This is a genomic window from Rhodococcus sp. AG1013 (assembly GCF_003350365.1).
Classification (GTDB): Bacteria; Actinomycetota; Actinomycetes; order Mycobacteriales; family Mycobacteriaceae; genus Prescottella.
Genome location: NZ_QQAT01000012.1, coordinates 152,812 through 173,950, shown reverse-complemented (window position 1 = coordinate 173,950; position 21,139 = coordinate 152,812). Strand labels below are relative to the sequence as shown.

Annotated in this window: 22 protein-coding genes and 2 pseudogenes; 13 read left to right on the top strand and 11 right to left on the bottom strand. The window is 65.0% G+C overall.

Annotated features, from left to right (window positions below; all coding sequences use genetic code 11):
- A pseudogene (locus DEU38_RS28850) lies at nt 1–418 on the bottom strand (transposase); the annotation flags it as partial.
- A gap of 19 nt (nt 419–437) precedes the next feature.
- Between DEU38_RS28850 and DEU38_RS28100 the strand changes: the two are divergent.
- The gene (locus DEU38_RS28100; RefSeq protein WP_147283533.1) at nt 438–956 is read left to right on the top strand and encodes a hypothetical protein; all 519 of its coding nucleotides are present in this window, start codon (nt 438–440) and stop codon (nt 954–956) included.
- Between the two features lie 216 nt (nt 957–1,172).
- A complete protein-coding gene (locus DEU38_RS16360) occupies nt 1,173–1,601 on the top strand; it encodes a protein-tyrosine phosphatase family protein (protein WP_220181928.1) in 429 nt (142 codons plus the stop codon).
- A gap of 1,233 nt (nt 1,602–2,834) precedes the next feature.
- Here the strand turns inward: DEU38_RS16360 and DEU38_RS16355 are convergent.
- From DEU38_RS16355 to DEU38_RS16345, 3 genes are all read right to left on the bottom strand, one after another.
- On the bottom strand, nt 2,835–3,149 hold the full coding sequence (locus DEU38_RS16355; protein ID WP_147283532.1) for a PaaI family thioesterase: 315 nt from the start codon (nt 3,147–3,149) through the stop codon (nt 2,835–2,837).
- 305 nt (nt 3,150–3,454) lie between these two features.
- Entirely contained in the window at nt 3,455–5,386 is a 1,932-nt protein-coding gene (locus DEU38_RS16350) for an FtsX-like permease family protein (protein WP_114722448.1), read from the bottom strand.
- Nucleotides 5,383–6,132, bottom strand: a complete 750-nt coding sequence (locus tag DEU38_RS16345) for an ABC transporter ATP-binding protein (RefSeq protein WP_114722447.1) — start codon at nt 6,130–6,132, stop codon at nt 5,383–5,385. Before DEU38_RS16345 ends, DEU38_RS16350 begins: the two co-directional genes overlap by 4 nt.
- Before the next feature lie 109 nt (nt 6,133–6,241).
- Between DEU38_RS16345 and DEU38_RS16340 the strand changes: the two genes are divergently transcribed.
- Nucleotides 6,242–7,510 (top strand): sensor histidine kinase, encoded by a 1,269-nt coding sequence (locus DEU38_RS16340; RefSeq protein ID WP_114722446.1) that lies wholly within the window; start codon nt 6,242–6,244, stop codon nt 7,508–7,510.
- A 29-nt stretch (nt 7,511–7,539) separates the two neighbouring features.
- Nucleotides 7,540–8,193: a response regulator transcription factor gene (locus DEU38_RS16335; protein ID WP_309473098.1), complete on the top strand. Its 654-nt coding sequence runs from the start codon at nt 7,540–7,542 to the stop codon at nt 8,191–8,193.
- Here DEU38_RS16335 and DEU38_RS28095 read toward each other — a convergent pair whose 3' ends face one another.
- From DEU38_RS28095 to DEU38_RS28090, 3 genes are all read right to left on the bottom strand, one after another.
- Nucleotides 8,194–8,376, bottom strand: coding sequence for a hypothetical protein (locus DEU38_RS28095; RefSeq protein ID WP_147283531.1), 183 nt, complete (start codon nt 8,374–8,376; stop codon nt 8,194–8,196). It lies immediately after the preceding gene.
- Nucleotides 8,377–8,724: 348 nt separating this feature from the next.
- On the bottom strand, nt 8,725–9,099 hold the full coding sequence (locus tag DEU38_RS16325; protein WP_147283530.1) for a hypothetical protein: 375 nt from the start codon (nt 9,097–9,099) through the stop codon (nt 8,725–8,727).
- A 213-nt stretch (nt 9,100–9,312) separates the two neighbouring features.
- Nucleotides 9,313–9,603 carry a hypothetical protein gene (locus DEU38_RS28090; RefSeq protein ID WP_147283529.1) on the bottom strand — a complete coding sequence of 97 codons (291 nt, stop codon included), beginning with the start codon at nt 9,601–9,603 and terminating at the stop codon, nt 9,313–9,315.
- A 1,219-nt stretch (nt 9,604–10,822) separates the two neighbouring features.
- Between DEU38_RS28090 and DEU38_RS16315 the strand changes: the two genes are divergently transcribed.
- The 3 genes from DEU38_RS16315 (at nt 10,823) to DEU38_RS29260 (ending at nt 12,900) form a co-directional block, all read left to right on the top strand.
- Nucleotides 10,823–11,989 (top strand): hypothetical protein, encoded by a 1,167-nt coding sequence (locus DEU38_RS16315; protein WP_114722441.1) that lies wholly within the window; start codon nt 10,823–10,825, stop codon nt 11,987–11,989.
- A gap of 2 nt (nt 11,990–11,991) precedes the next feature.
- Nucleotides 11,992–12,153, top strand: coding sequence for a hypothetical protein (locus DEU38_RS28520; protein ID WP_181818816.1), 162 nt, complete (start codon nt 11,992–11,994; stop codon nt 12,151–12,153).
- A gap of 465 nt (nt 12,154–12,618) precedes the next feature.
- Nucleotides 12,619–12,900 (top strand): hypothetical protein, encoded by a 282-nt coding sequence (locus tag DEU38_RS29260; RefSeq protein ID WP_258557952.1) that lies wholly within the window; start codon nt 12,619–12,621, stop codon nt 12,898–12,900.
- Nucleotides 12,901–13,156: 256 nt separating this feature from the next.
- Here the strand turns inward: DEU38_RS29260 and DEU38_RS16305 are convergent, their stop codons facing one another.
- Nucleotides 13,157–13,576 (bottom strand): barstar family protein, encoded by a 420-nt coding sequence (locus DEU38_RS16305; protein ID WP_258557951.1) that lies wholly within the window; start codon nt 13,574–13,576, stop codon nt 13,157–13,159.
- 380 nt (nt 13,577–13,956) lie between these two features.
- Between DEU38_RS16305 and DEU38_RS16300 the strand changes: the two genes are divergently transcribed.
- Nucleotides 13,957–14,445, top strand: a complete 489-nt coding sequence (locus DEU38_RS16300; protein ID WP_114722439.1) for a hypothetical protein — start codon at nt 13,957–13,959, stop codon at nt 14,443–14,445.
- A gap of 376 nt (nt 14,446–14,821) precedes the next feature.
- Nucleotides 14,822–15,232 (top strand): hypothetical protein, encoded by a 411-nt coding sequence (locus DEU38_RS16295; RefSeq protein WP_114722438.1) that lies wholly within the window; start codon nt 14,822–14,824, stop codon nt 15,230–15,232.
- Between the two features lie 1,078 nt (nt 15,233–16,310).
- Here the strand turns inward: DEU38_RS16295 and DEU38_RS16285 are convergent.
- Entirely contained in the window at nt 16,311–17,237 is a 927-nt protein-coding gene (locus tag DEU38_RS16285) for a heme A synthase (protein WP_397484725.1), read from the bottom strand.
- A gap of 200 nt (nt 17,238–17,437) precedes the next feature.
- Between DEU38_RS16285 and DEU38_RS16280 the strand changes: the two genes are divergently transcribed.
- A complete protein-coding gene (locus DEU38_RS16280; protein WP_114722436.1) occupies nt 17,438–17,884 on the top strand; it encodes a DUF4362 domain-containing protein in 447 nt (148 codons plus the stop codon).
- A gap of 10 nt (nt 17,885–17,894) precedes the next feature.
- On the opposite strand, the gene DEU38_RS29830 is transcribed toward DEU38_RS16280, so the two are convergent.
- Complete coding sequence (locus DEU38_RS29830) at nt 17,895–18,041, bottom strand: helix-turn-helix domain-containing protein (RefSeq protein ID WP_397484723.1); 147 nt, start codon at nt 18,039–18,041, stop codon at nt 17,895–17,897.
- A gap of 191 nt (nt 18,042–18,232) precedes the next feature.
- On the opposite strand from DEU38_RS29830, the gene metA reads away from it, so the two are divergent.
- Nucleotides 18,233–19,147: a homoserine O-succinyltransferase gene (metA, locus tag DEU38_RS16270; RefSeq protein ID WP_114722434.1), complete on the top strand. Its 915-nt coding sequence runs from the start codon at nt 18,233–18,235 to the stop codon at nt 19,145–19,147.
- 173 nt (nt 19,148–19,320) lie between these two features.
- On the opposite strand, the pseudogene DEU38_RS29255 reads toward metA, so the two are convergent.
- Nucleotides 19,321–19,500, bottom strand: a pseudogene (locus DEU38_RS29255) (recombinase family protein); the annotation flags it as partial.
- Between the two features lie 180 nt (nt 19,501–19,680).
- On the opposite strand from DEU38_RS29255, the gene DEU38_RS16260 reads away from it, so the two are divergent.
- The gene (locus DEU38_RS16260; protein WP_258557950.1) at nt 19,681–20,799 is read left to right on the top strand and encodes a tyrosine-type recombinase/integrase; all 1,119 of its coding nucleotides are present in this window, start codon (nt 19,681–19,683) and stop codon (nt 20,797–20,799) included.
- A complete protein-coding gene (locus DEU38_RS16255) occupies nt 20,799–21,116 on the top strand; it encodes a helix-turn-helix transcriptional regulator (protein ID WP_181818815.1) in 318 nt (105 codons plus the stop codon). The genes DEU38_RS16260 and DEU38_RS16255 overlap by 1 nt, the downstream gene beginning before the upstream one ends.
- The last annotated feature ends 23 nt before the right edge of the window (nt 21,117–21,139 follow it).

The window sequence follows — 21,139 nt, the reverse complement described above, 5'->3', positions numbered from 1 at the left end:
GCGAGCCACCGGTAGTAGGGCTGGCGGGCGATCCCCAGGACCCGGCACGTCACCGCGACGGGGATGCCGTCGGCGGCCAGTTCACGGACGAGCGGTGGGGGCACCTCCCGCTTGCGGGGGAAGATCATTTTCCCGGCAGGTTCGCCTGCGACAGGTAGGCCGCCGCCCGACGCAGGACCTCGTTCTCCTGTTCGAGCAGCCGGATCCGTTTCCGGGCTTCGCGCAGCTCGGCATTCTCGCTGGCGGTGGTTCCGGGCTTGATCCCGTCTTCGACGTCGGCGGCCTTCATCCAGTTCGCCAGGCAGGACTCGCTGATCCCGAAGTCGGCGGCGATCTGCTTGAGCTGCTGACCCGGTTCTCGGTTGCGGGCTACGCGGACGACGTCGTCGCGGAACTCTTTGGGGTACGGCTTCGGCACGGGGTACATCCTTCCAGCAGTGCCTCCCGGCACCACAGATCAGATGTCACCTATCCATGCAGCAGTCCCCCCCGGCCACTTCCCACCGCCGACAGCCCAGAGCTTCACACCACCCGAACCCGGCACGGTCCCCGACGATTTCGTCCCCAACGCCGCCGTCTTCTGCCACGGGGCCGGTGGTCGGACTTACTTCGGCACCGATGGCCAACCTGCGGGCGACGAAGTGAACGTTGACGAGATCCGACGGGAAGGCGACCTCACTGACCTGCTCGATGCGTTGTCTGAGCGCTCGGATCCGCAGGGTTGGTGGATCGAGGCATGGTACGGGAAGACACGCCGAGCCCTGTCGACTCATTGCACTCCCGGAACAACATGTGAGCTGCTGTGGCTGGTCGACCGCGATGGGCGTGCGATCCGCCCCTGGATTCCACTCGACCGTTCCGGCGCGCCGAAAAGCGATGCCTACTATGCGACCTCGCGTCTTCCGATCGTCGAGCGGACACCACATCAGCTGAATGTGCCCAGGTCCACCCCCTAGGCCACAGCGCGGCAATCAGCCTTGCCACACTCAAAACACGCTCGGGCTAGTTGAGGGTTCGGAAGAGCCGCCGCGCGACTGTCGGCGACAGCCCGCAACTCACCGAGCACTGCGCGTCGCGAGCGAATGCCTCGGACCACTGCTCGGCAGACACTTCGAGACCGGATCATAGGACCCGATCTCTACCAACCGATCAGAGAACCGAAAGGACATCGCGTGAACGAGACCTGGGACCCGGAGACGCCAGGGGTGCTCCGCCTGCCGTCCCGGCGACTGGTTCGCGGCCGAGGCCTACGCAACCCCCTCCCAACAGGGGGAATACCTCACTTCGGGGTGTACCTGCAAGGCGGCGAGCCCCCACCAGTTGAGTGGGAGAGCCGGTGGGTGCGGTGGCGAGACTTCTGGCTGCCGTCCGACCGCGAAGCCTTCGTCCCGACGTTGCGCGAATTGCTGAAGCGTTCCGAGATCGAGCGTGTCGAGATCGCCTGCAGCGGCGGTTTCGGACGCACCGGGACAGCGATGTCCTGCCTCGCGGTACTGGATGGAGTACCGGTCGATAAGGCTGTCGACTATGTCCGTGAGAACTACTCACGCAGGGCCGTCGAGATGCCGTGGCAGAAACGCTTCATCACCCGGTTCGTCTAGAGCCGATTCGCTGATCGCATCGAATCCGGGGCGGAACTGCGACCAGAGGGCTCTGGTCGTGTTCCCTCTCCAGGAAGCTCAGGCTGGCCCGCAGTCGGAGGGTTTCAATACTCGAGTGTCCCATTAGAGCGGTACGCGGCCAACGTCTCTCGGAGGCCGGGGCGCTCTCGGCTGCGTCCGGTGTAATCCTTGTCGGTTCGCAGGCCACGGAGAATCCTCCGCGAACAGATCGACAAGACCGTACTGCGCCAGCCGAACTCGTTAACGTCGCGGTTACCAGAGCGCCTGCTCGCACTCCCCGACCGCCTCATGCCACTGGTCGGTCATCGTTGCCATTCACCCGGCGGATCCGCGAACAATTGCCAACTATCTTGACCACGATCACGACCGAAAGTGGTCACGGTAGTTGCCACACCGCAGGTCAGGGCGCCGGGAAATGACATCTGCGGTGGCGATTCACAGCGGGCGGACGCGTGGATTGCCATCCGGATGTCTGCAAATTCGCGGAGACTGGAGGCGTTGGACTACCAGAGGTTGACGACGTCGCCGTTTACCGCGGTAAATATCGCTCACGCCAGTTCCGCACACTTGGTTGGCGATGACGGTGCTGTCAGGTGGCATCCTGTGGATCCAGCCGGAGCAACGGCCGAGAGCCTCGTCACCTTTCCTGAGGTTTCAGAGACTGCGGGTTGCCCGACCATCGCCACCACCACGCGGCTTCTCCCTTCGTACCCGGGCAAACGTCGGGTCATAAAGAGCCTGCTTCTGTCTTGCCGCAACCCTTCTATGGGTTCCATTTCGTCATGTGACGTTTTCAACATGGAATCCTTGGCACTCAAGGCAACGCTCTCTACCACCTCCAAACCGGCATGCCCGGACGTCACCTATTAACCGCGGCGCCCCAAGGGCAGCACCACCGAACAGCGCGGAACCATTCAGTCTGTCGGCAAACCTGTCGTGTTCAGGTCCACGCGGCAGTCGACCAGGAGGGAAGCCAGTTGACATGAACGATGCTCGCCCTGATCGACGTATGCACCTTGTACCCGATCACCCACCATCCATTCCGTCCGCGCCAGCGGTGGTGTGGTGGCCTCCCCCGCAACCTTCCGCAAAGCCTGGGCCATCCTCGTAGCCTCCGCTGTGAGCGGACCTACCCTCACGGCACCAGGTCTCGAATAGTCCCATCGAACGGGGCCATCAGCACTCGCCATCACCGGCCCGATCGACGGTGCATCAGATCTGTGGGTCTGGCTCGGCCTTCCGCGCCAACGTCGTGTACGACGTTGCGGCAGGCAGCGACGAATGCACGGCACATCCCATCACCGAATCCAGCAGCGTGGCCGAGATACCGCCATGCATCGTGCCCAGTTGATTCGCGAACAGTTCCTGCGGCTCCAACGACATCACGACGCGGCCCTCTTCGAGGGCGTCGATCGACAATCCGAGCAACTGCCCGATGTTTGGCCTCCCCTCCTGCACCGACTCGAGATGCTGGAGTACCTGCAAGCCAGTCGCCGCGGCGACATCCAAATCAGTACTGCCGGTCAACCTCGTCCCCTCGATCCAACAGCGTCGGCTCCTACCGGCGCACCCCTGCCGCGAGCATAGAGAACCAGTGCCAGTTTCGGAGCTTGGTGATGGACCCGCTCGAAAAGCTAGATGCGTTGGGCCGCAGAAAGGTCCCCGACTCACTCAACGACGGGCACCGTTGTTGCTGAAACGACCCCGATGCGGGCGCCTCGATTCGACTCACAGCTGCGGCTACGTCATTAGGTAGTGCTGTGACTATTGTCGGGGCCTGGTGCACCCCAATGCACCTGCTGGGGACCCACCATGTCGGGTCCCCGGCAGGGTCACTCCGGGGTGCCGACAGCGCGAATCGCACTGATGCGCAACGCAGAGCGTGTTGACACGATCGAGGTGGCTGCGGTCAGGGCCATTGTCAGTGCGGTGATGCCGAGTAGCAGCGGCCAGGGGACAGCAATGACGGCCGTGCCGTATGCGCGGAACGTCGCGATCCACAACCCGACGAGCGCCGTCACCGCGGCGACTGCTCCAAGGAACAGACCGATGAGCGTTGCTGAGAGCGCTTCCACGACGACTGCTCCCAGGACTTGGCGGCGCGTCATGCCGGACAGTCGCAGCGTGGCCAGCTCTGACCGCCGCTGTCCGATGGAGATCGCGACGGTACTCAGCACACTGATCAGGGCGTACAGACTTCCGAGTCCAACGATTGCACCCATCACCCCGCGGTTCTCCCGATCCTTCGTCGACGAGTCGTCCTGCGCTGCCGCCGTTGGTGTTTCGATGCGGGTTGCGCCGAGCGCCGCGAGATCGGCACGCACCAGGTTGACATCGGCGTCCGGTTCCAGCTGCACAAGCGCAGTCGTGTACCGCTCGAGCACCTGCGCGGGAAGGATCGCGCGGTCGATGTAGAAGCCATCCGTCCCGGCCAGAGTTTCCGGCATGCGTGCGGCTTCTGTCAGCGGGATGGCGGTGCCATCGACCTGCAGCGTGATCTGCTCGTACTCACCGTTGACCATCAGGCTGTCCAGCCCGTTACCGAACACGATGCTTCCCGAACCGAAGTCGGCGAGATCGCCTGACTCCGGCTGCAAGAGCCGCGTCTGCCGGAAACGGTCCGGGTCGACCGCGACCACCGTTCCCGGGCCGTCCAGGACCACGCCGCCGCGGGTGAGCCTCACCGCGAGCGGGACGACCGTTTCGGGCGCCGCGACGGCGATCCCGGGAATCGTCTCGGCCCTGCCGACGTCGAACGTTGCTCCGGATGCGACGAGATCGGCACGGATCAGGTGGCTGCGCTCGAACTCGGCCGAAGCGGTTTGGGTGTCGAGGATGCCCTGCAGACCCATCACGAGACTCACCAGGACGATCATCGGTGCCGCACAGGATGCCGTGCGGCGTACCGCGTCACGCAGGTTCGCCACTGCCACCGCGGTCACCGGACGCCGCCCGGCGAGAGCGGAGACGAGACCCGCGACGGCTGGCACCAGCAACGGAGCGAGACAGCTCATCGCCACGGAAGCAGTGACGACGATGCCCAGTCCGAGCAGCAGCGGGATGAGCATCCCGCCGCTGGTGGCCGAGAAGTACACCTGGACCACTGTGAGCAGGACGGCGATCACTGCGGTCAGCCACCGTCGTACCCCCATCACCCGACGTTCCGTCTCGCCTCGCCGTAGCACCTCAAGGGGGCGGACACGCGTCGCACGCCGCACGCTCCCCCACGCGCCCAGGACCGTGACACAGACCGCGACGACGAGATCCAAGATCAGAACGGCGGGCTGAACGGGCGACCCAATCTCGGCCGGGAGCACGCCCAGACCGGTGAGGATCGCCCGCTGTATCGGCGTTAATGCAAGGCCCAGGGCCGCACCGACGAGTGTTCCCAGCAGCGCGATGAGGGCCGCCTCCCCAAGGAGTACACGCCGAATCTGTCCTGCGGTGACACCTACGATGCGTAGCGTCGCGAGGTCACGTCGTCGTTCGTCGACGGCGAAGCCAATCGTGGAGGCCACCACGAAAACGGTGAGAAAGGCGCCGAGCATCACGGTCATTCCGGTGAGCGTGCTAGCGCCGCTGGCAGCCTGGCGGAACGCCTCGGCCGCCTCCGGGGCCGCATTGACGGGCGGCGCGGCGCTTTCCACGCCGAGGATGATCGTCATCCCGGCATGCACGATCCCCACGCCGATCGCCACCGCAGCGATCGTCCCGACGAACAACTGCCAACGATCGAGGAGCGTACGGGCCGCGAGCGCGATCACGGCTGGGACTCCAGGTCCGCGAGGGTGGCCGCGATCTTCGGCGCGTCGGCACCGTCGAGGGTCCGCACCAGACGGCCGTCGCGCAGGAACGCCACGTGGTCGGCGCGGGCGGCAGCCTGTGGATCGTGCGTCACCATGAGGATCGTCTGGCCCTCGCTGTCGACGAGGTCGCGCAGAAGTCCGAGGACGACTGCGGCGGACGTACTGTCGAGGGCTCCAGTCGGTTCGTCGGCAAAAAGGATGCTCGGTCGCGCAGCAAGGGCTCGTGCGATGGCGACACGCTGTTGCTGTCCGCCGGACAGTTCGCGCGGCTTCTGGTGGGCATGATCTGCGAGGCCGAGCGCACCCAGAGCCTCCCTTGCTGCTGTGTCCGCCTGACGGACGCCGGCAAGGCGCAACGGAAGGCTCACATTCTGCAATGCTGTCAGAGCGGCGACCAGGTTGAACTGCTGAAAAACGAAGCCGATGTCGGTGCGGCGCAGGTAGGTCAGTGTGTTGTCGCTCAATGTGCTGATGTCGTGGCCGTTCAGGAAGACCCTGCCCGAGTCGGGGCTGTCCAGCCCAGCGGCACAATTCATCAGCGTGGACTTGCCTGAGCCTGACGGCCCCATGATTGCAGTCCACGACCCCCTGCGGCATCCCAGCGTGACGCGGTCGAGCGCAACGAACGCGTCCGCGCCGGAGGGAAAGGTCCTCGTGACGTCCTGAAGGTGAAGAACTGTGTTCGTCGATTCCGGTTCGATCATGCTTCCACTTCACCTGGCCGCGTCTGTGCCGTCAGTCGGCCTGAACCGTGAAGTCATGGTAGGGCTGGCTCTACCGCGCAAGTCCAGGATCTGCACCTAGGATCCGAGGATGAACGGCAGCACGTCGATATCCCCCGGGTTGGTACCTGTGGCGCGCTGGCGCGCGGCGACGTACGTCGCCGCCACGGTCACACGCACGCTGCTCGCGGTCGCCGCATCGGCGCTCCTGGCGGCACCGATCCTGATCGCAACGACCGAAAAGGACTGGGGTGCTGAGCGAACAGGTGCGTTCCTCGTCGCTGGACTGGCGGTGCTGGGGGTCGGCTTGCCGCTCACCTCGGCCGTCCTCGCAAAGACGGACTGGGCTGCCGCCGCGCCGCTGCACGACGGCGCGGAGGCAGAACGACCCGATATCCAACTGCATGAACCGAAGACACTCGTGCGCCCGATCGCCTACACCGTCGTCATGCTTACCCTCGGCGGCGCCGTCGCGGTACTTGTGCTGCTCGCAGTGATCGGCTCGGTTGTCGCCCTGTTCAGCCCATACCTGGCGATTACCGGAGACAGCGCCGTCATCGGCCCATTTACGGTCACGACGGTGGCGCACAGCCTCCTCGCAGCCGCCGCCGGCGCGGCGCTGCTCACCCTGCTGGTGTGGACCTCACCGGCCCTCGCGAGCGCGCACGCGCGACTCGTCTGGCAGGTGCTGACGCGGCCTGAGGAGCGGCTGCGGCACGACCTCACAGCGACTGCGCAGTCGCGGGCCCGCTTGGTACGTGCTTTCGACGTCGAGCGCCGCCACATCGAGCGCGACCTGCACGACGCGATCCAGCCGCAGCTGTTGTCGGTGAGCATGACACTGGGCCTCGCCCTCACCGCACTCCCGCAGGACGTCCCCGGACGAGACGACGTCGTGCGCGCACAACAGCAGGCCCGGCAGACCCTCGACGACCTGCGCAGGGTCGTGCGGAACATTCACCCCCAGGTGCTGATCGACCACGGCCTCGGTTCCGCAGTGAGGGAGGTCGCGGACGGCTTCGCCATCCCAGTCGAGGTGGACGAGCGGTTGGGCACCCGCCTGGCACCCGACGTCGAGACAAACCTCTACTTCTGCGTGGCTGAGCTGCTGTCGAACGTCGTAAAGCACAGCGCCGCCAGCCGCGTCGATATCCTGCTGCACCGTCCTACGCCGGATCAGGTCCATATCGTCGTCCGCGACGACGGATGCGGTGGCGCCGGCTCCCAGCGCCGCGAGGACGGCGGGCTGAGTGGGATCACCGACCGTCTCGCCGCGCTGGACGGCACGCTCACTATCGATTCGCCACTCGGCGGGCCGACGGTCATCACCGTCGCGGTCCCGGACGGAACCGCGGGATGACCGCGTCACGACCGGATCCCGCCGCACCGCTGCGTGTAGTCCTTGCGGAAGACAACACGCTGCTACGCGAGGGGCTTCAGATGTTGCTGGAGAGCAACGGCTTCGTCGCCGTCGCAGCCGTAGGGACGGCGGACGAGCTCCTGACGGCCTGCCGGGAGCACGACCCCGACCTGGTGGTTACCGACGTGCGGATGCCACCCGAGTTCCGGTCCGAGGGCCTGGCCGCCGCAGCACAGCTGCGGCAGGAGAACCCAAGGCTGCCGATCGTCGTGCTCAGCCAGTACATCGAGCAGAGTTATGTCGCCGAACTGCTCGATGGAGCGGGTGGGTCTGGAATCGGCTACCTACTGAAGGACCGTGTCAGCGATGTCCAGGACTTCGCGGACACCCTGCGTCGGGTGCACTCCGGCGGCACGGCGGTCGATCCCGCCGTGATCAGCCAGATGATCAGCCGACGCCGCGACCCGCTGAAGCAGCTCACACCTCGCGAGCGCGACGTCCTCGTAGTCGTCGCAGAGGGGCACTCCAACGCTGCCATCGCGCGGACGCTGTTCATCAGCGAGGCCGCCGTGGTCAAGCACATTGGTAACATCATGATGAAGCTCGACATCCCGCCCAACAACGACCAGAACCGCCGGGTCGCGGCGGTTCTGGCCTATCTGCGAACGCAGGACCGGGACTGACTACCCAGTCGCCGCGGGGGCGCCGTTGATGTAGACCTCGGTCCCCTCCGGGACGACGATCGAGTAGTTGCCCTCGCAGTACCCGATAACTCCATCCCCGCACGGCGTGTCCAGGTTCAGGCTGCTGCCGTTGAGCGACCACGCCGGAGTGTTGGCGCTCTTGCCCATCGTCTGTGTCTGCACAGTGACGACCACCTCTTCGGTTCCGGCCTCTGATGAGACCGTGACCGGCATGTTCGCGTGTGAGTTCACTACGTCCAATCGCTGCCCGCTGAAAGCAAACGACTCCTCGCGCTGCTCGGTACTGGCACAGCTCGTCAACGTCAGCGCCCCAATCAGAATGGTTCCGGCCACACCTGCATGAAGAAGATTTCTCATACTGGTATTCCACCCGTCTCGCCTCGGCGGCGGCATACGCCAGGCCCGTGCATTCGGGTAGACCCAGCCCTACCTCAGCTCCGAAGACAGACTCGTTGGCCGCCCGCCGCCGCGGCAGCCAGGTTCAGATCGCGAGTTAGTGGCGTCGGCGGTTTACGCCGGTTCGGCGGGAGGGTTCGTCGCGCGAATGCTCGACAGAATCAGGTAGAGGAAGCCGAGGGCTACTACGACCAGGATTCCCCCGTCGATCCGCCCGAGTAATGCGTCCTGCGTGACGACCATCGCGCCGCCTCCGACGCCGATCACCAGCGCGATCGCCCCGGATGTGAGCCGTTGACGCGGCGTGTCCCCCGGCATGGACGGCATTCCCTGACGATCGCGCCACCAGTCGAGTGCCATCATCGCGAGCAGGGATTGCCAGAACAGCTGCATCCAGTTGCCCTCGACGACCCCGTCGACGACCAGGAACACCCACGACACCGCCACGACCACACACGCGGTAGCTACGAGAATCCCTCTCACGGGCACGGATTGATCCTGGCCGAGCCCGGGGCAGAAGTCCATCACCCCCGTGGTCCCCGCATCCGCGTGTAGTCGATGACGAGGGCACTCCCTGCCGGTCCAGTCGGGAACGACGCCCGGACCATCACCGCGCTACGTGATCCGGCCGACGACCCGCGCCAGCCCGGGGTCGTCGCAGACATGGTGACCTGTGCGCCGAGTCGATGCCCGTAGACCAAATCAGCGAGAGTGCAGCTGTGTCTCCAGCCGCGGGTCCGCGTGGATCGCAGCGAGTTGCGCGAAATCCGTGGACACCACGAGGGCGTCTTCCTCGTCGACGCCCGTGGCGGCACACCACCAACGATCATCTGGCCACCAGAAGTTCGGCGTCCGGGAGACCATCGTGTGCTGGCCGATCTCACGAGTCGCGGTGAGCACGAGATACTCCCAGCCCGCCTCGTCGCGGACCCGCGCGGCTCCGATGATCTCCTCATCCACGAGCGTCCCCCACCGACCCCACAACAGACCCATATGTGCATCGTGCAGGTGCTCAGAGACGGCGCCGATCCGTTCGGGAGGAATCGAGCCGGCCTCCGGTCGCATATCGAACACACCGTCGACAGTTTCGTCGGGCCCCTCCAAGCACCCGGCAGCGTAGAAACTGATGCCAGGCTTCAACCGTGTGCCACAGGCGGCAGCGATCTGCGCCCACGACACCGGTGTCGGATCACGATCGGCGCCATGCCACCGGTAGGCCGGATGCAGGATCTGTAGACCATGGCGATACCGGTCCTCCAACCACCCACCCACAGGCGTGTCGTATGGATACGGATACGACGCCAACCACGACGCCACACTGGTGTCGGAACTGCCGGCCCATCCGAATTCCCCGGTCACCCAATGATTATGCGGTCTGCGCCGATCACCCCAGCTCGACGGCGAACATCCCGAGCACCGCCGCGAATCCGAGTGCCAGCAGTCTGGCCACCGTTCCAGATGGGAGTTGGAAAGGAACATGAGCACGTCGAGGCCGTTCTGTTCGGCGAGGAGCGTGACAGTCACGCTGGGTGTGGTGTAGCTTCGTTCTCTTCGTCTCCGGACGGAGTACTCGGGAGTGAATTGTGCATATCCACCATTGCCTCCGCCGACCGAATCGACCGGATCTCTTTGTCTTACAGCGACTGTCGCGCTGCCGAACTGCTATCGGCAGCATCGATCTCTTCGTCTCCGGACGGAGTACTCGGGAGTGAATTGTGCATATCCACCATTGCCTCCGCCGACCGAATCGACCGGATCTCTCTGTCTTACAGCGACTGTCGCGCTGCCGAACTGCTATCGGCAGCATCGATGCACAGCGCGGTGACGAACGATGACCGGACAACGATCGAATTCGAACCCACAGGGAGTCGCGTCCGGCGCCGAGTTGGCCGGCGGCGCAGCGCACCCGCATGGACGCACCTTACGCGTGTGGGTCCCCCACTGGGACGGTTCAGACTGCGACGCAACACCTCCCCCCAAGGTGGGAACCGTGTTGGCGGTCCGCCTCGCACTCGGCACCGCACCCAGTCCCGGCGACCCGCAATCGACGACACGAGGCGCAATCGCGAATCAGGCCAGCACCAGGCTACGCGCGGTCGCATATTCAGAGGTTGGTCAGCGACCGCATCTTCCTCGGGATGGCGGGCGGCCGTGGTGGCCGACTGTTCTGCGCGGTGACGGTTGGAGCGCGCGGTACGACACCGAGCGGCCGATGACGGGGCACGTGCAGGTTCGGGGAATCCTGATCGCGCAGGAGTACGGAGCCGATGAGGTTCGAGGTCTGGTCACGCGGGTGCAGGTCATCACCACAACCAGGCGGCCCAATGACGCGGACCCGCAGCCTCACGAGTTGGTCCCCGGCAGCGTCCGTTTCACCGACGTCGACGAGGCGCCTTTCAGCGCTCATGGCTCCTACGCCGAGACGGTGTGCAGCGGTGAGCGTTTGGTGCGACGCGAGGGCGCGTTGGTTGATCTCGATCTCGACATACCTCCTGCCGACCCGCGGCCGCGGGTCGTGGCGGGCGCGCTTGCGGCGCACGACAAGGATCTGTGGGTGATCGACCGCGAACTACCACTGCTTGCGCACGTTCACGACGCCGCCGGCGCGAGGAAGACCACCGAGCACATTCTGCCGCTGTCGATTGTCGACCCGGACCAATGCCGGTGCATCGTCGCCGACGCCACCGGCTGCTGGGTCGCAGGCCCCGACGGTGTTCACCGGGTCGAGGTGAGCCCCGACGGCGCCGCTGGCGTGACCTGTGTCGACGATCAACCGGCCGTGCAGGTCGCCCTCTGCGACGGGGTCCTGCTCGCGATCGGGAACACCGAACAACGACTACGGCGCGACCCCAAGTCCGGCCACCTCGCGCCACTCGACATCCTGGACCGCCCCGCGCGTATCCTCGTTCCCGGATCCGCCCCGGCACCGGTCGACCTACCGAAAGGAACAGTCGACGCCGTCACGGCCATCGACGGCGGATTCCTTCTGCTGCTGACTGTTTCGCTCAGCGGTCCGGAACCACGCGGACGCCGGCTCGTGTCGATCACGACCGACGGGGCGGTGCAGGTCGGGCCCATCCTCGAGCTGGATTCGAATCTGTCGTCAGCGAGTCTGTCGCCGAACTCGTTGCGGCTGTGCACACGGAAGATGGTCTACCGAGTTCTCGACGATCTGACCGTCGAGCCGATCCGTCCAGTGTCACATCACGGGCTTCGCCTGGGGCTGATCGGCGTCCGGCTGTGGACCGTCACGTACCGGCCGCGCGGCATCGGCCGGAGAGGATGGTGGCCTGGCACCGGGCCGGACGATCTGCCACCCTGCGAGGCCGGTCATGGCTGTTCGTGCTGCTCGACAAGGCCTCGGACAGGCCGACGATAGTCGTGCCCCTCTCCACTCCCCTGACGCGGCCGTCCGCCACCGCCGACGGCACGGTCTGGCTGGCCGACAGCGCCGTAACCGCCCTCCGCCCGGACGGGACCGTCGACGACCTCGACCTCGCGTTCGACGACCCATCCCCCGGCCACAGGCCTGCTGGTCTCTAGGGTGAGCGCATGGCCGGAAACGAACAGTGCTGGCATTGGGCGCCCGAGGAACTAGCTCTCACCTCAGGTCCGGACGCTGGTCAATGGATCGTGGAGGCGTTGCGGCGCGGTTCGTTCGATGTCGGAAGCCTCGTGCCCCCAGTCTTTCCCGCCTACGCCCGTGTCTTCCACCCCGTCTACCTTCGCCGCGGGGACGACTGGACTCGAATCAACTGGCGAACCGTCGCCGAGCAACACGGAACGATCGCTCACGCTGCAATGAGTTGGCAGACCATCACCGGTACCCATCGTCCCGGCTACGATCCGGAAGAAGGCTCCCTACCTCAACCGGAGGCCCGAGCCCTCACATCAATCCTCCAAGACCACACCGCCGCACCCGACACGTGTTGGTTCGCGATCTGGGACGGATACGGAGACACGGAACCTCCGCGCGGGATCGAGCACCTCGATGTGCCGGGCCGGGGAATGATCGTGCTGCGCGGGGCGATCGACGCGGCCGCAGCTCGTTTCGGCAAGACCCCACACAACTGGAGCGGCGGCTACAGCGCGAACCTGCGGTGGCCGAACGATCACACCTGGTGCGTGGCAACAGATATCGACCACAAGACCACTTACGTCGGCGGCACCGCCGCCTGCATCGACGCCATCCTCACCGACCCACGCCTCGAAGCCTTCCCCGTCCCCGACACCCATTTCATCGGCTGGACAGCCGACACCATCAACCCCCACCCGCCGTACCGGACATGAGAGCCCACAAACCCTCCCGTAGCGCCATCGACTCAGTGGGCACTGCAGGCGCGCGAACAAATGCCAACTATCCTGACGACCCTCAAGGGGGTCTCTCGTCACCGTAGTTGTCAATCCCCAGGTCAAGCGCCCGTGAAATGACAACTGCGATGGCAACTCGCACCCACCGTGAACGGTCACCGTAGTTGGCGGATAGTCACTCAGTTGGCGGAGTCGTCATGAAAGCTGGCGGATGGTCACCTTGTTGGCGCCTGAGCTATCGAAGGTCGAGCCGAACACGCCGAAATGCGAGGATGTTCACAACCCAGTCGAATGCTGTCGGACCCGCTCCAGCAAGTGCTCGGTCGAGTTGTGCACGGACCTTCGACCGATTCGTCCGGTGACATGTTTCGAGACGACTGTCGAGTTGTCGCACGGCTTCCGAACAGCCCAGAGATTCCCACGACCGTTCGCTGCTCTCCCAGACGAAATAGAAGTTGCCGTCATCCGGCGTGCCGTAACCGCCGGTCAGGCAGTCCGAGAAGGAATCGAGGTTCGTTCCGAAGTAGCCTCCGGCGCCCCGCACTGCTTCCCCCACAACCAGAAAGACGTTTTCCAGCCTATGGATGCGTGTGCCGTCCATGACGTACTCCACTGCACTGCCCACGCCACGCTCCAGGGTCATCGCGTCGACCACGTCGGCGCGTTGTCGGCTCAGCGGTCTTCGGGGCGCGGGATTTCAGTGGGCGGGATCTCGGTGACACTCCAGCCCGTGAAGAATCGGCGGGCATTGACGAGATAGTTCCGCAGATGCCGGAAGAGCGCCGTTACCTCCCAAAACTGCATATTCATACCCAATGGTCTCATATGCGCCGAAAGCGCAGCGTGCTCATCCCTTCCGCCTGACCTCCAGCAACTGACCAAGCACGCGGCCCCGGCGCGGGCGTCGCGACCGCATCCCCGCATGCTCGGCAATCACCGTGCGTCACAGTGGAAGCTGCCGGTGAGTATGGTCCGCGCATGGGGAAATCACCGAAACGCGTGCGCCCATCATCGTGTGCGCTCGTCGGATCCGGTGTGGCGTTCGTACTCGCCACGAGCTGGCTGCTACTCACAGCACCCGGCCAGCTGCCATCGCACTTCGAGGGATCCGGAGAGATCACCGAATGGATGAGCCTCGGCCAGTACGTCACCATCACCTGCGCCTCCGCTCTCGGCACAGCACTGATCTGTGGTGGCGCTCGGTGGTACATCCCCAAGATCCCCGACCGCGCCTTCCATGTGACCGGACCGCACGCGAACTACTGGACACGGCCCGAGAACAGGAACGAGTTCAACACCAAGTTCATCGCTGACCTCGAGTGGATCGGCGTCCTTGTCACCCTCATCATCGTCGGGGTCACATGCCTATCAGGCATCACCGCCGCCGGAGTACACGTCCCGTTCTGGATCAGGCCGACCGTCACCGTGCTCCCGATACTGGCGCTGCTCGGATACGTCGGATACATCGCCTACTCACGCCGATACGGCCCACCACCGCCGACACCCCGCCACCCAAGACCATGACCGACCCGCCGACCGCCCCGTGCGGGCACGACGACGCGCCGGGGTCCGGCCTCCACCAGCTCATCCGGTAACTCGACACAGTCCGTTCAGCCAACGAACAGCCGCGAACAATCGCCAAGTTCGATGACGACGATCGCGCCCCGCCGTCGTCACGCTAGTTGCCATACCGCAGGTCAGGGCACCAGAAACTGACAACTACGATGACGATTCACAGCTGCTACTCGCTCTCCGCGTGAATCGCCGCCCTAGTTGGCAAACTGACAACATAGTTGGCAGAGCGCCGGCGCACGCTCGCGTCGCGCTCACGCGCTCAGCAGGACTGCAACGAGCGGTCATACCGCACACCCCTTTCCGGGCTTCCGTATGCTGCGGCAACATGACCATCGACGGGACTCAGGACCGGTGGTCGCGTCACGAGCGGCGCGCCTTGCTGGTGCTGCGAGTGTCGATCGGAGTGTTTACGTACGGAACCGTCGTCCACATTCTGCAGATCTTGAGCGCACCCGCCGACCCCTACCCGACTGTCCCAACCTGGCTGGCAGTGTTCTTCACCAGTTTGGTGGTCCTCGACCCGATGTGCGCAATCTTGTTGTGGTGGCGACACCGAGCTGGAGTGGTCATCGGCGCCGCAGTTCTCAGCCTCGACGCGATAGCGAACGCCTACGCGAACTACTTCCTGGACAACGCCTCGGGACTCACTATCGGTCGTGTGGCACCTGTGCCCATTGCACTGCTGGCCCTGCTACTCGCGTATTGCGGTCGCGTCCACTGGTCTCGCTTGGCTTAGCCGCACGCCGAACCTGCAACCCCACCCGCGTTCACCTCAGCCAGACGGTGCAACCGCCGTTGGCAGCGCCATCTCGCAAACCGAACCGGCATCGGAGTGCTTCCGGAGCAACTCACCACCGTGCGTAAACGGCGATCTTCAGGGGCATTGACGACAACCTTCGGAAACCCGTCCTCGATAGCTGGCGATGGTTGGCGCCGCTGAAGTTCAGCAAAAGGGCGCCTCCGAAGACGGCCCTCTGGTTCAGTGGTCCTCGATGAGCGAATTACGGGGGTCGTGTGTCCGTCTCGCTGCGTTCCTGCGGGTGGCGTGCTGAGCATCGCCGCAGACCGCTCACTAGCGAGGCAGAGTCCAACTCGCCGAGTGACGGCCTACGCCGCGGGTTTGGTAGGCGATGCAGGCGTGTACCCAATTGCACGCCTGGGGCGTCCCGCAGATTCGGCCGTGCTGACCCGCGAGTGGACCGCGGCGCTAGCAACGACGGCGGTTCTTGTCGCTGCGATCCTCCTGCCGAAGCAGTGGGCCGCCCGCCTGACAGCCGGCGGGTGGCTTGCGCATGCGGTCTTCGATCACGCGCACGAACGAGGCGCGTCATCACGACTGCCCAACTGGTATCCCGCGCTGTGCGCCGGATACGACGTGGGCGTAGCAGCAGTGCTATCACCCAAACTCGTCACGGTAGCCGGCGACGCGGTCGATCACGTAGGTGCGAGCCACGCGCTCGACGCGACCATCACCCCAGTGGTTCGTCGTCGAGGTCGAGAAGCGGAGATGCCAGCCGACACTGAACCTAGTTCGCCAACAAACAGCCGCGAACAAATGCCAACTTCGATGACGACGATCGCGCCCTGTCGTCGTCACGCTAGTTGTCACACCGCAGGTCAGAGCGCCGGGGAATGCCAACTTCGATGACGATTCACACCGCTGTGAATGGTCACCGTTGTTGGCAACTCGTCACAGAGTTGGCATTTTCGTCATCGAAGTTGGCATCCTGGCAGATAGTGGCATCTTCGACCAGTTCCGCCCGCCCGGTTGGCCGTGACGACGCTGCGACAGCTCTCTGATCAGTCTGTCTGCCTCATATCCGGCTGGTCTCCGCGACGGACGCATGGAATGCCGCGCGGCTGCCGCCTAGGCCAGGGTCGGTCGCGAACAGCACGCGCAGTGCGCCGGCCCAGATCAGTGCGGCACCGAGCATGTGCACGACCACGAGGGCCTCGGCAGCAACACCGACGAATTGGAGCACACCCACGAACCCCTGCGCGAGCAACAGTGCAATGAACACGCTGGCGCGGGCGGCGACCGAGTCGGCACCGGAACGGCGCGCGATCAGCAGCGATGAGACCGCGACAGCAAACGTGACCACCGCGGCCACCGCGTGAATGATCACCATGGTCGTCCAGTCGAACGGCATCCGATGTACATCCGATGAATCACCGGCATGGACGCCCGATCCGGTCACCGCCGTACCGATCACCACCAGCACTGCGGTCGCGGCGACCAACCACCGTGCCCGCACTGCCAGCGCCGGATCGGCGGTCGCAGTAGCGGTGGATCTGTCCAGCCGCTCGACCAGCTCGAACGTATACACAGCCGCCGTCAGCAAGAGCATTGCGGCAATGAGGTGCGCCGCAACAACATACGGGCTCAATCGGGCGAGCACCGTCACGCCGCCGACGAGTGCGTTGAGCACGATGATCCAGAACTGCAGCCACGCCGCCCGCAGTACCGCGCGATCAGGCTCTCGCTGACAGCGCGCAACGATGATCAACGCACCGACCGCGACGCACAGCACCACCGTCAGCAGCCGGTTGCCGAACTCGATGGCACCGTGGATCCCCATCTCGGGCGTGGGCGCCAATCCTTCCCCGGTGCAGGATGGCCATGTCGGACAGCCCAAACCGGAGCCGGTCACGCGGACCACCCCACCAGTGACGATGATCAACACACTCGTCACAACCGTCGCGGTCGCGGCGACCCGAAGACTCCCCCACCCGAACGACACGCGACGTGCAAGCCACGACAACGGCGTCACCACAACCCCCTCGTATTGCTGGCGATACCGAACCAACGTACCGAGCAGACCTCAGCCTGCTTCGCGGTCGCCATCACCGATGACATCGCGCGGATTAGGGGCAAGCCGTACAACAGTGCGATCACGGACTGCTCCGCCGGGCGGAGATGCGTCGGCATTAGCCTGATCTCATGGGGTCGGGGAAGATGCGGGTAGCGGTGCGGTGCATCCCTTTCGCGATCCTTCTCGCCACCATCGCTTTGCTTGTCTACTTCAGCTGGGAGCCTCCGGCCGCTCCGAAGCCGGCCAAAATCACCTGGCGCTCCCCGCTGCCGAGTTGCGGTGATGCGGCGCCTCGCCCAAGAGCTGAGCCGCAGGAGCCACTCACCCCGTCGGTGATCGGCTGCCTGTCGGACGGTCGAGAACGCGACAGCGGCGAGTTCGCGTTCACCCTCTATACGACAGAGGGCGACCCCATCGTGTACTATCTGCGCACCGTGCCCGGAACGAATGACGTTGAAGTGCTGGTCGACTCGTCGCAGGACCAGTTCGGAGGTGGGCCCGGCTGGCGCAGAATCTCCTGCACAATCGCCGAACTCTCGCCTGACCTGCTCCGCGACTGCATGGCGAGCTACTGAGTCCCGGCACTCACTGATCAGTGCTCCTTCGGCTCTTCTGCGGACCGAGGTACTGATACAGGGTGGTGCGTCCGACGCCGAGGATCTCGGCGACCTCAGTCTGGGACATGCCGTTCTCGCACATCCTGCGGGCCTGCTTGATCCGACTGTCGGTCATCTTCCGGGGGCGGCCGCCGACCTTGCCCCGGGCACGGGCCGCGGCGGGGCCGGCCGACGTACGTTCCCGGATAAGGTCCCGCTCGATTATGTGGACAGATTGTCCTGCGACGTTGTTCTCGCGACGCGCCGCTGGAGCTATTGAAGCTCCGGTCCCTGTCGGCAACCGGAGGCGGACTAAGCTGCTGGGCGATGCCTGTCACTGTGCCGCGCGATCTTCCCGCCAGGACCATCCTGGAGGCGGAGCGAATCTTTGTCATGTCCGACGAGCGGGCTGGACAACAGGATATTCGCCCTATCCGGATCGCCATCTTGAATCTGATGCCGATGAAGGTCAGCACCGAGACGCAGCTGCTGCGGTTGCTCAGCAATAATCCGCTGCAGATCGAGATCACCCTGCTGCACATGGCCAGCCATGTCTCGCGTACCACCTCTGCAGAGCATCTCGAATCGTTCTACTCAACTTTCGATGACGTGGCCCATATGCACTTCGACGGCCTCATCATCACCGGGGCGCCGATCGAGAAACTCGACTTCGAGGACGTCGACTACTGGCCGGAGATGACCAAGATCCTTGACTGGGCCCGCAGCGCCGTGCAGTCGACTCTGCACGTCTGCTGGGGTGCGCAAGCGGCCCTCTACCACCACTACGGTGTCCGCAAACACGAAGTCCCACAGAAAATCTCCGGTGTATTCTCCCATCGGATCACTGGCGCGCGGTCGCCGATCGTCACCGGGTTCGACGACGAGTTCCTAGCGCCGCACTCACGGCACACCGATGTCTACGCCGCCGACATCGAGGCCACCGGTGAGGTCGACGTGTTGGCGGTGAGCGAGGAGGCCGGGGTCTACTTGGCAGCCACCGCGGACGGCCGCCAGATCTTCGTGACCGGTCACCCGGAATATGATGCGGACACCTTGGCACGTGAATACCGCCGCGACAGCGAGCAAGGACTGCCGGTCCCAGCTCCGGCGCACTACTTCCCCGGCGACGATCCCACCGCCATCCCGCTCAACCGATGGCGCGGCCACGGGCACCTGCTGTACTCCAACTGGCTAAACTACTGCGTCTACCAGGAGACACCGTTCATTCCAGGCGAGGTCTGACCGGCTGAGCCAGTTCCCTCAACAATTCCGATATGCGCGTGGCTATCCGCCGGTGGCGTTCGGCTTCACGGTCCCAGCCTCGCCCTTGGGCGTCGGCGATGAGCTGGTGCTCGATCGCGAACAACCCACTTGCTTCCAGTCGAGGCAGATTGAGGAAGTGTCCAGATAACAACGAAGCTGGCGAGCGCTCCGAAGATGGAGAAGATGAGCTTCCCGCCGGCAGTGGTGGTGTCGATCGCTGCGGTCAGCGATCAGAAGCCGACGCCCTTCTCCTCGAGGTCGGTGATCGTCTGCCGCAGGTGCGGCAGGTTCCGGCCCAGTCGGTCGAGTCGCCACACAACGAGAGTGTCGCCGAACCCTTGGGAATTGCATCTGGTGAGTGGATCGTGGCTGGTCGCCTGGTGGCCGCGCTCCGGAATGCGTGAAGCGAGCGACCCGAGGATCGGTTCTGACCTGCATCACTTGCTTGAAGATCTCGTTAGATGCATGATTTCGGCACTTAACGGGTGGCCTGCTGGAGGGTGGAGGAGCGGATGGGCCGTGGTGATCTGGCGGGTGCAGCGCACCTCGAACTCCTGTCCGGGGTCGTGCAGCTGCGCCCAGAGGACGCGATGGTCGAGGCGATGCTGCGGGGGTTTCGGGCGCAGCAGACGGCCCGTGGTCTGCGCGACGAGGGCATCACGAAGCGGGAGCAGGTCGTGAAGCGGTTCATGACGTTCACCAATGACTATCCGTGGTCGTGGTCGGCCGGGCAGGTCGACGAGTGGTCGCTGCCCTTGACCGCCGAACACCACCTGGCGCCATCGACGATCCGCCAATACCAGGGTCACCTGCGGTTGTTCACCGAGTACCTCACCGATCCGCGCTACGGATGGGTCCGCGCGTGCGAGAACGAACTCGGACCGGGCATGCATCCGGTGCCGATCGTCCACGAGTGGAACACGATCGCCCACCTCAACGACTACGAGGGCAACCCGGAGGCACGCCCGTTCACCCGGGACGAGCTGCAGCAATTCTTCGACTACGCGGACGACCAGGTCGAGCGATCGGTGCGCGCGGGCCGCAAGGGAGCCCTGGCCGCATATCGGGATGCGACGCTTTTCAAGGTGATCTACGGGTGGGGACTGCGCCGGACAGAGGCCGCCAAGCTCGACCTGGTCGACTGGGGCCGCAATCCCGCGGCCCCGGAGTTCGGCCGGTACGGGATGTTGCACGTGCGCTACGGCAAGGCCAAACGCGGGCAGACGCCGCGGCGCCGCAATGTCGCGGCGGTGATGGGCTGGGCGGTCGAGGCGGTGGCTGACTACGTCGAGAACGTTCGCCCGCGGTTCGGGCACGCCGACCATCCCGCGTTGTGGGTGACCGAACGTGGCGGGCGGATCAAGTCGGCGGAGATCAACGCCCGGTTCAGCGCGTACCGCGACGCACTCGGGCTGCCGTCGGTGCTGGTGCCGCCTTCGCTGCGGCACTCCTACGTCACCCATCTGACCGAGGACGGGGTGGACCGCCGGTTCATCCAGTCCCAGGTCGGGCACGAGTGCGACAGTTCGACGGCGATCTACACCCATGTCAGCGACGACTTCATGAACAGCGCACTGCGCCGAGCGCTCTCGCCCGCATTCGGCGCGCTGCACGGGGAAGGGATCCTGTGATGGCGGCAAAACTGGACTACCACTGGCATCTGCGGCAGGTCCTGGCCGCCCGGGGCATGTTCTCGACCACCGACCTGATCGAACCGCTGGCACAGCGTGGGATCCGGCTGTCCTCGTCGCAGGTGTACCGGCTGGTCGTCGAACGCCCGGAACGGTTGAGCCTGAAGGTCCTGATGGCGCTCCTCGACGTCCTCGACTGTGCGATGACCGACCTCATCGAGCCCGTCGCGGCCGCCTCGGCCAAGCCCACCCGGACGGCGGCGGGCGGGACCGCCACGGAGGGGGTCGGGCGGGACCGCCACGGAGGGGGTCGGTGACCTGCGACCCAAACGGGCTCGCA

What these genes read in the sequence shown, in the direction of transcription:
- DEU38_RS16280 (WP_114722436.1), top strand. Translation starts at nt 17,438, where the DNA reads ATGGGGTCGGGGAAGATGCGGGTAGCGGTGCGGTGCATCCCTTTCGCG.
- DEU38_RS16260 (WP_258557950.1), top strand. Translation starts at nt 19,681, where the DNA reads ATGGGCCGTGGTGATCTGGCGGGTGCAGCGCACCTCGAACTCCTGTCC.
- metA (WP_114722434.1), top strand. Translation starts at nt 18,233, where the DNA reads ATGCCTGTCACTGTGCCGCGCGATCTTCCCGCCAGGACCATCCTGGAG.
- DEU38_RS16315 (WP_114722441.1), top strand. Translation starts at nt 10,823, where the DNA reads ATGACGGGGCACGTGCAGGTTCGGGGAATCCTGATCGCGCAGGAGTAC.
- DEU38_RS16295 (WP_114722438.1), top strand. Translation starts at nt 14,822, where the DNA reads ATGACCATCGACGGGACTCAGGACCGGTGGTCGCGTCACGAGCGGCGC.
- DEU38_RS16345 (WP_114722447.1), bottom strand. Translation starts at nt 6,132, where the DNA reads ATGATCGAACCGGAATCGACGAACACAGTTCTTCACCTTCAGGACGTC.
- DEU38_RS28090 (WP_147283529.1), bottom strand. Translation starts at nt 9,603, where the DNA reads ATGGGTCTGTTGTGGGGTCGGTGGGGGACGCTCGTGGATGAGGAGATC.
- DEU38_RS29260 (WP_258557952.1), top strand. Translation starts at nt 12,619, where the DNA reads ATGATCGTGCTGCGCGGGGCGATCGACGCGGCCGCAGCTCGTTTCGGC.
- DEU38_RS16340 (WP_114722446.1), top strand. Translation starts at nt 6,242, where the DNA reads ATGAACGGCAGCACGTCGATATCCCCCGGGTTGGTACCTGTGGCGCGC.
- DEU38_RS29830 (WP_397484723.1), bottom strand. Translation starts at nt 18,041, where the DNA reads ATGACCGACAGTCGGATCAAGCAGGCCCGCAGGATGTGCGAGAACGGC.
- DEU38_RS16255 (WP_181818815.1), top strand. Translation starts at nt 20,799, where the DNA reads ATGGCGGCAAAACTGGACTACCACTGGCATCTGCGGCAGGTCCTGGCC.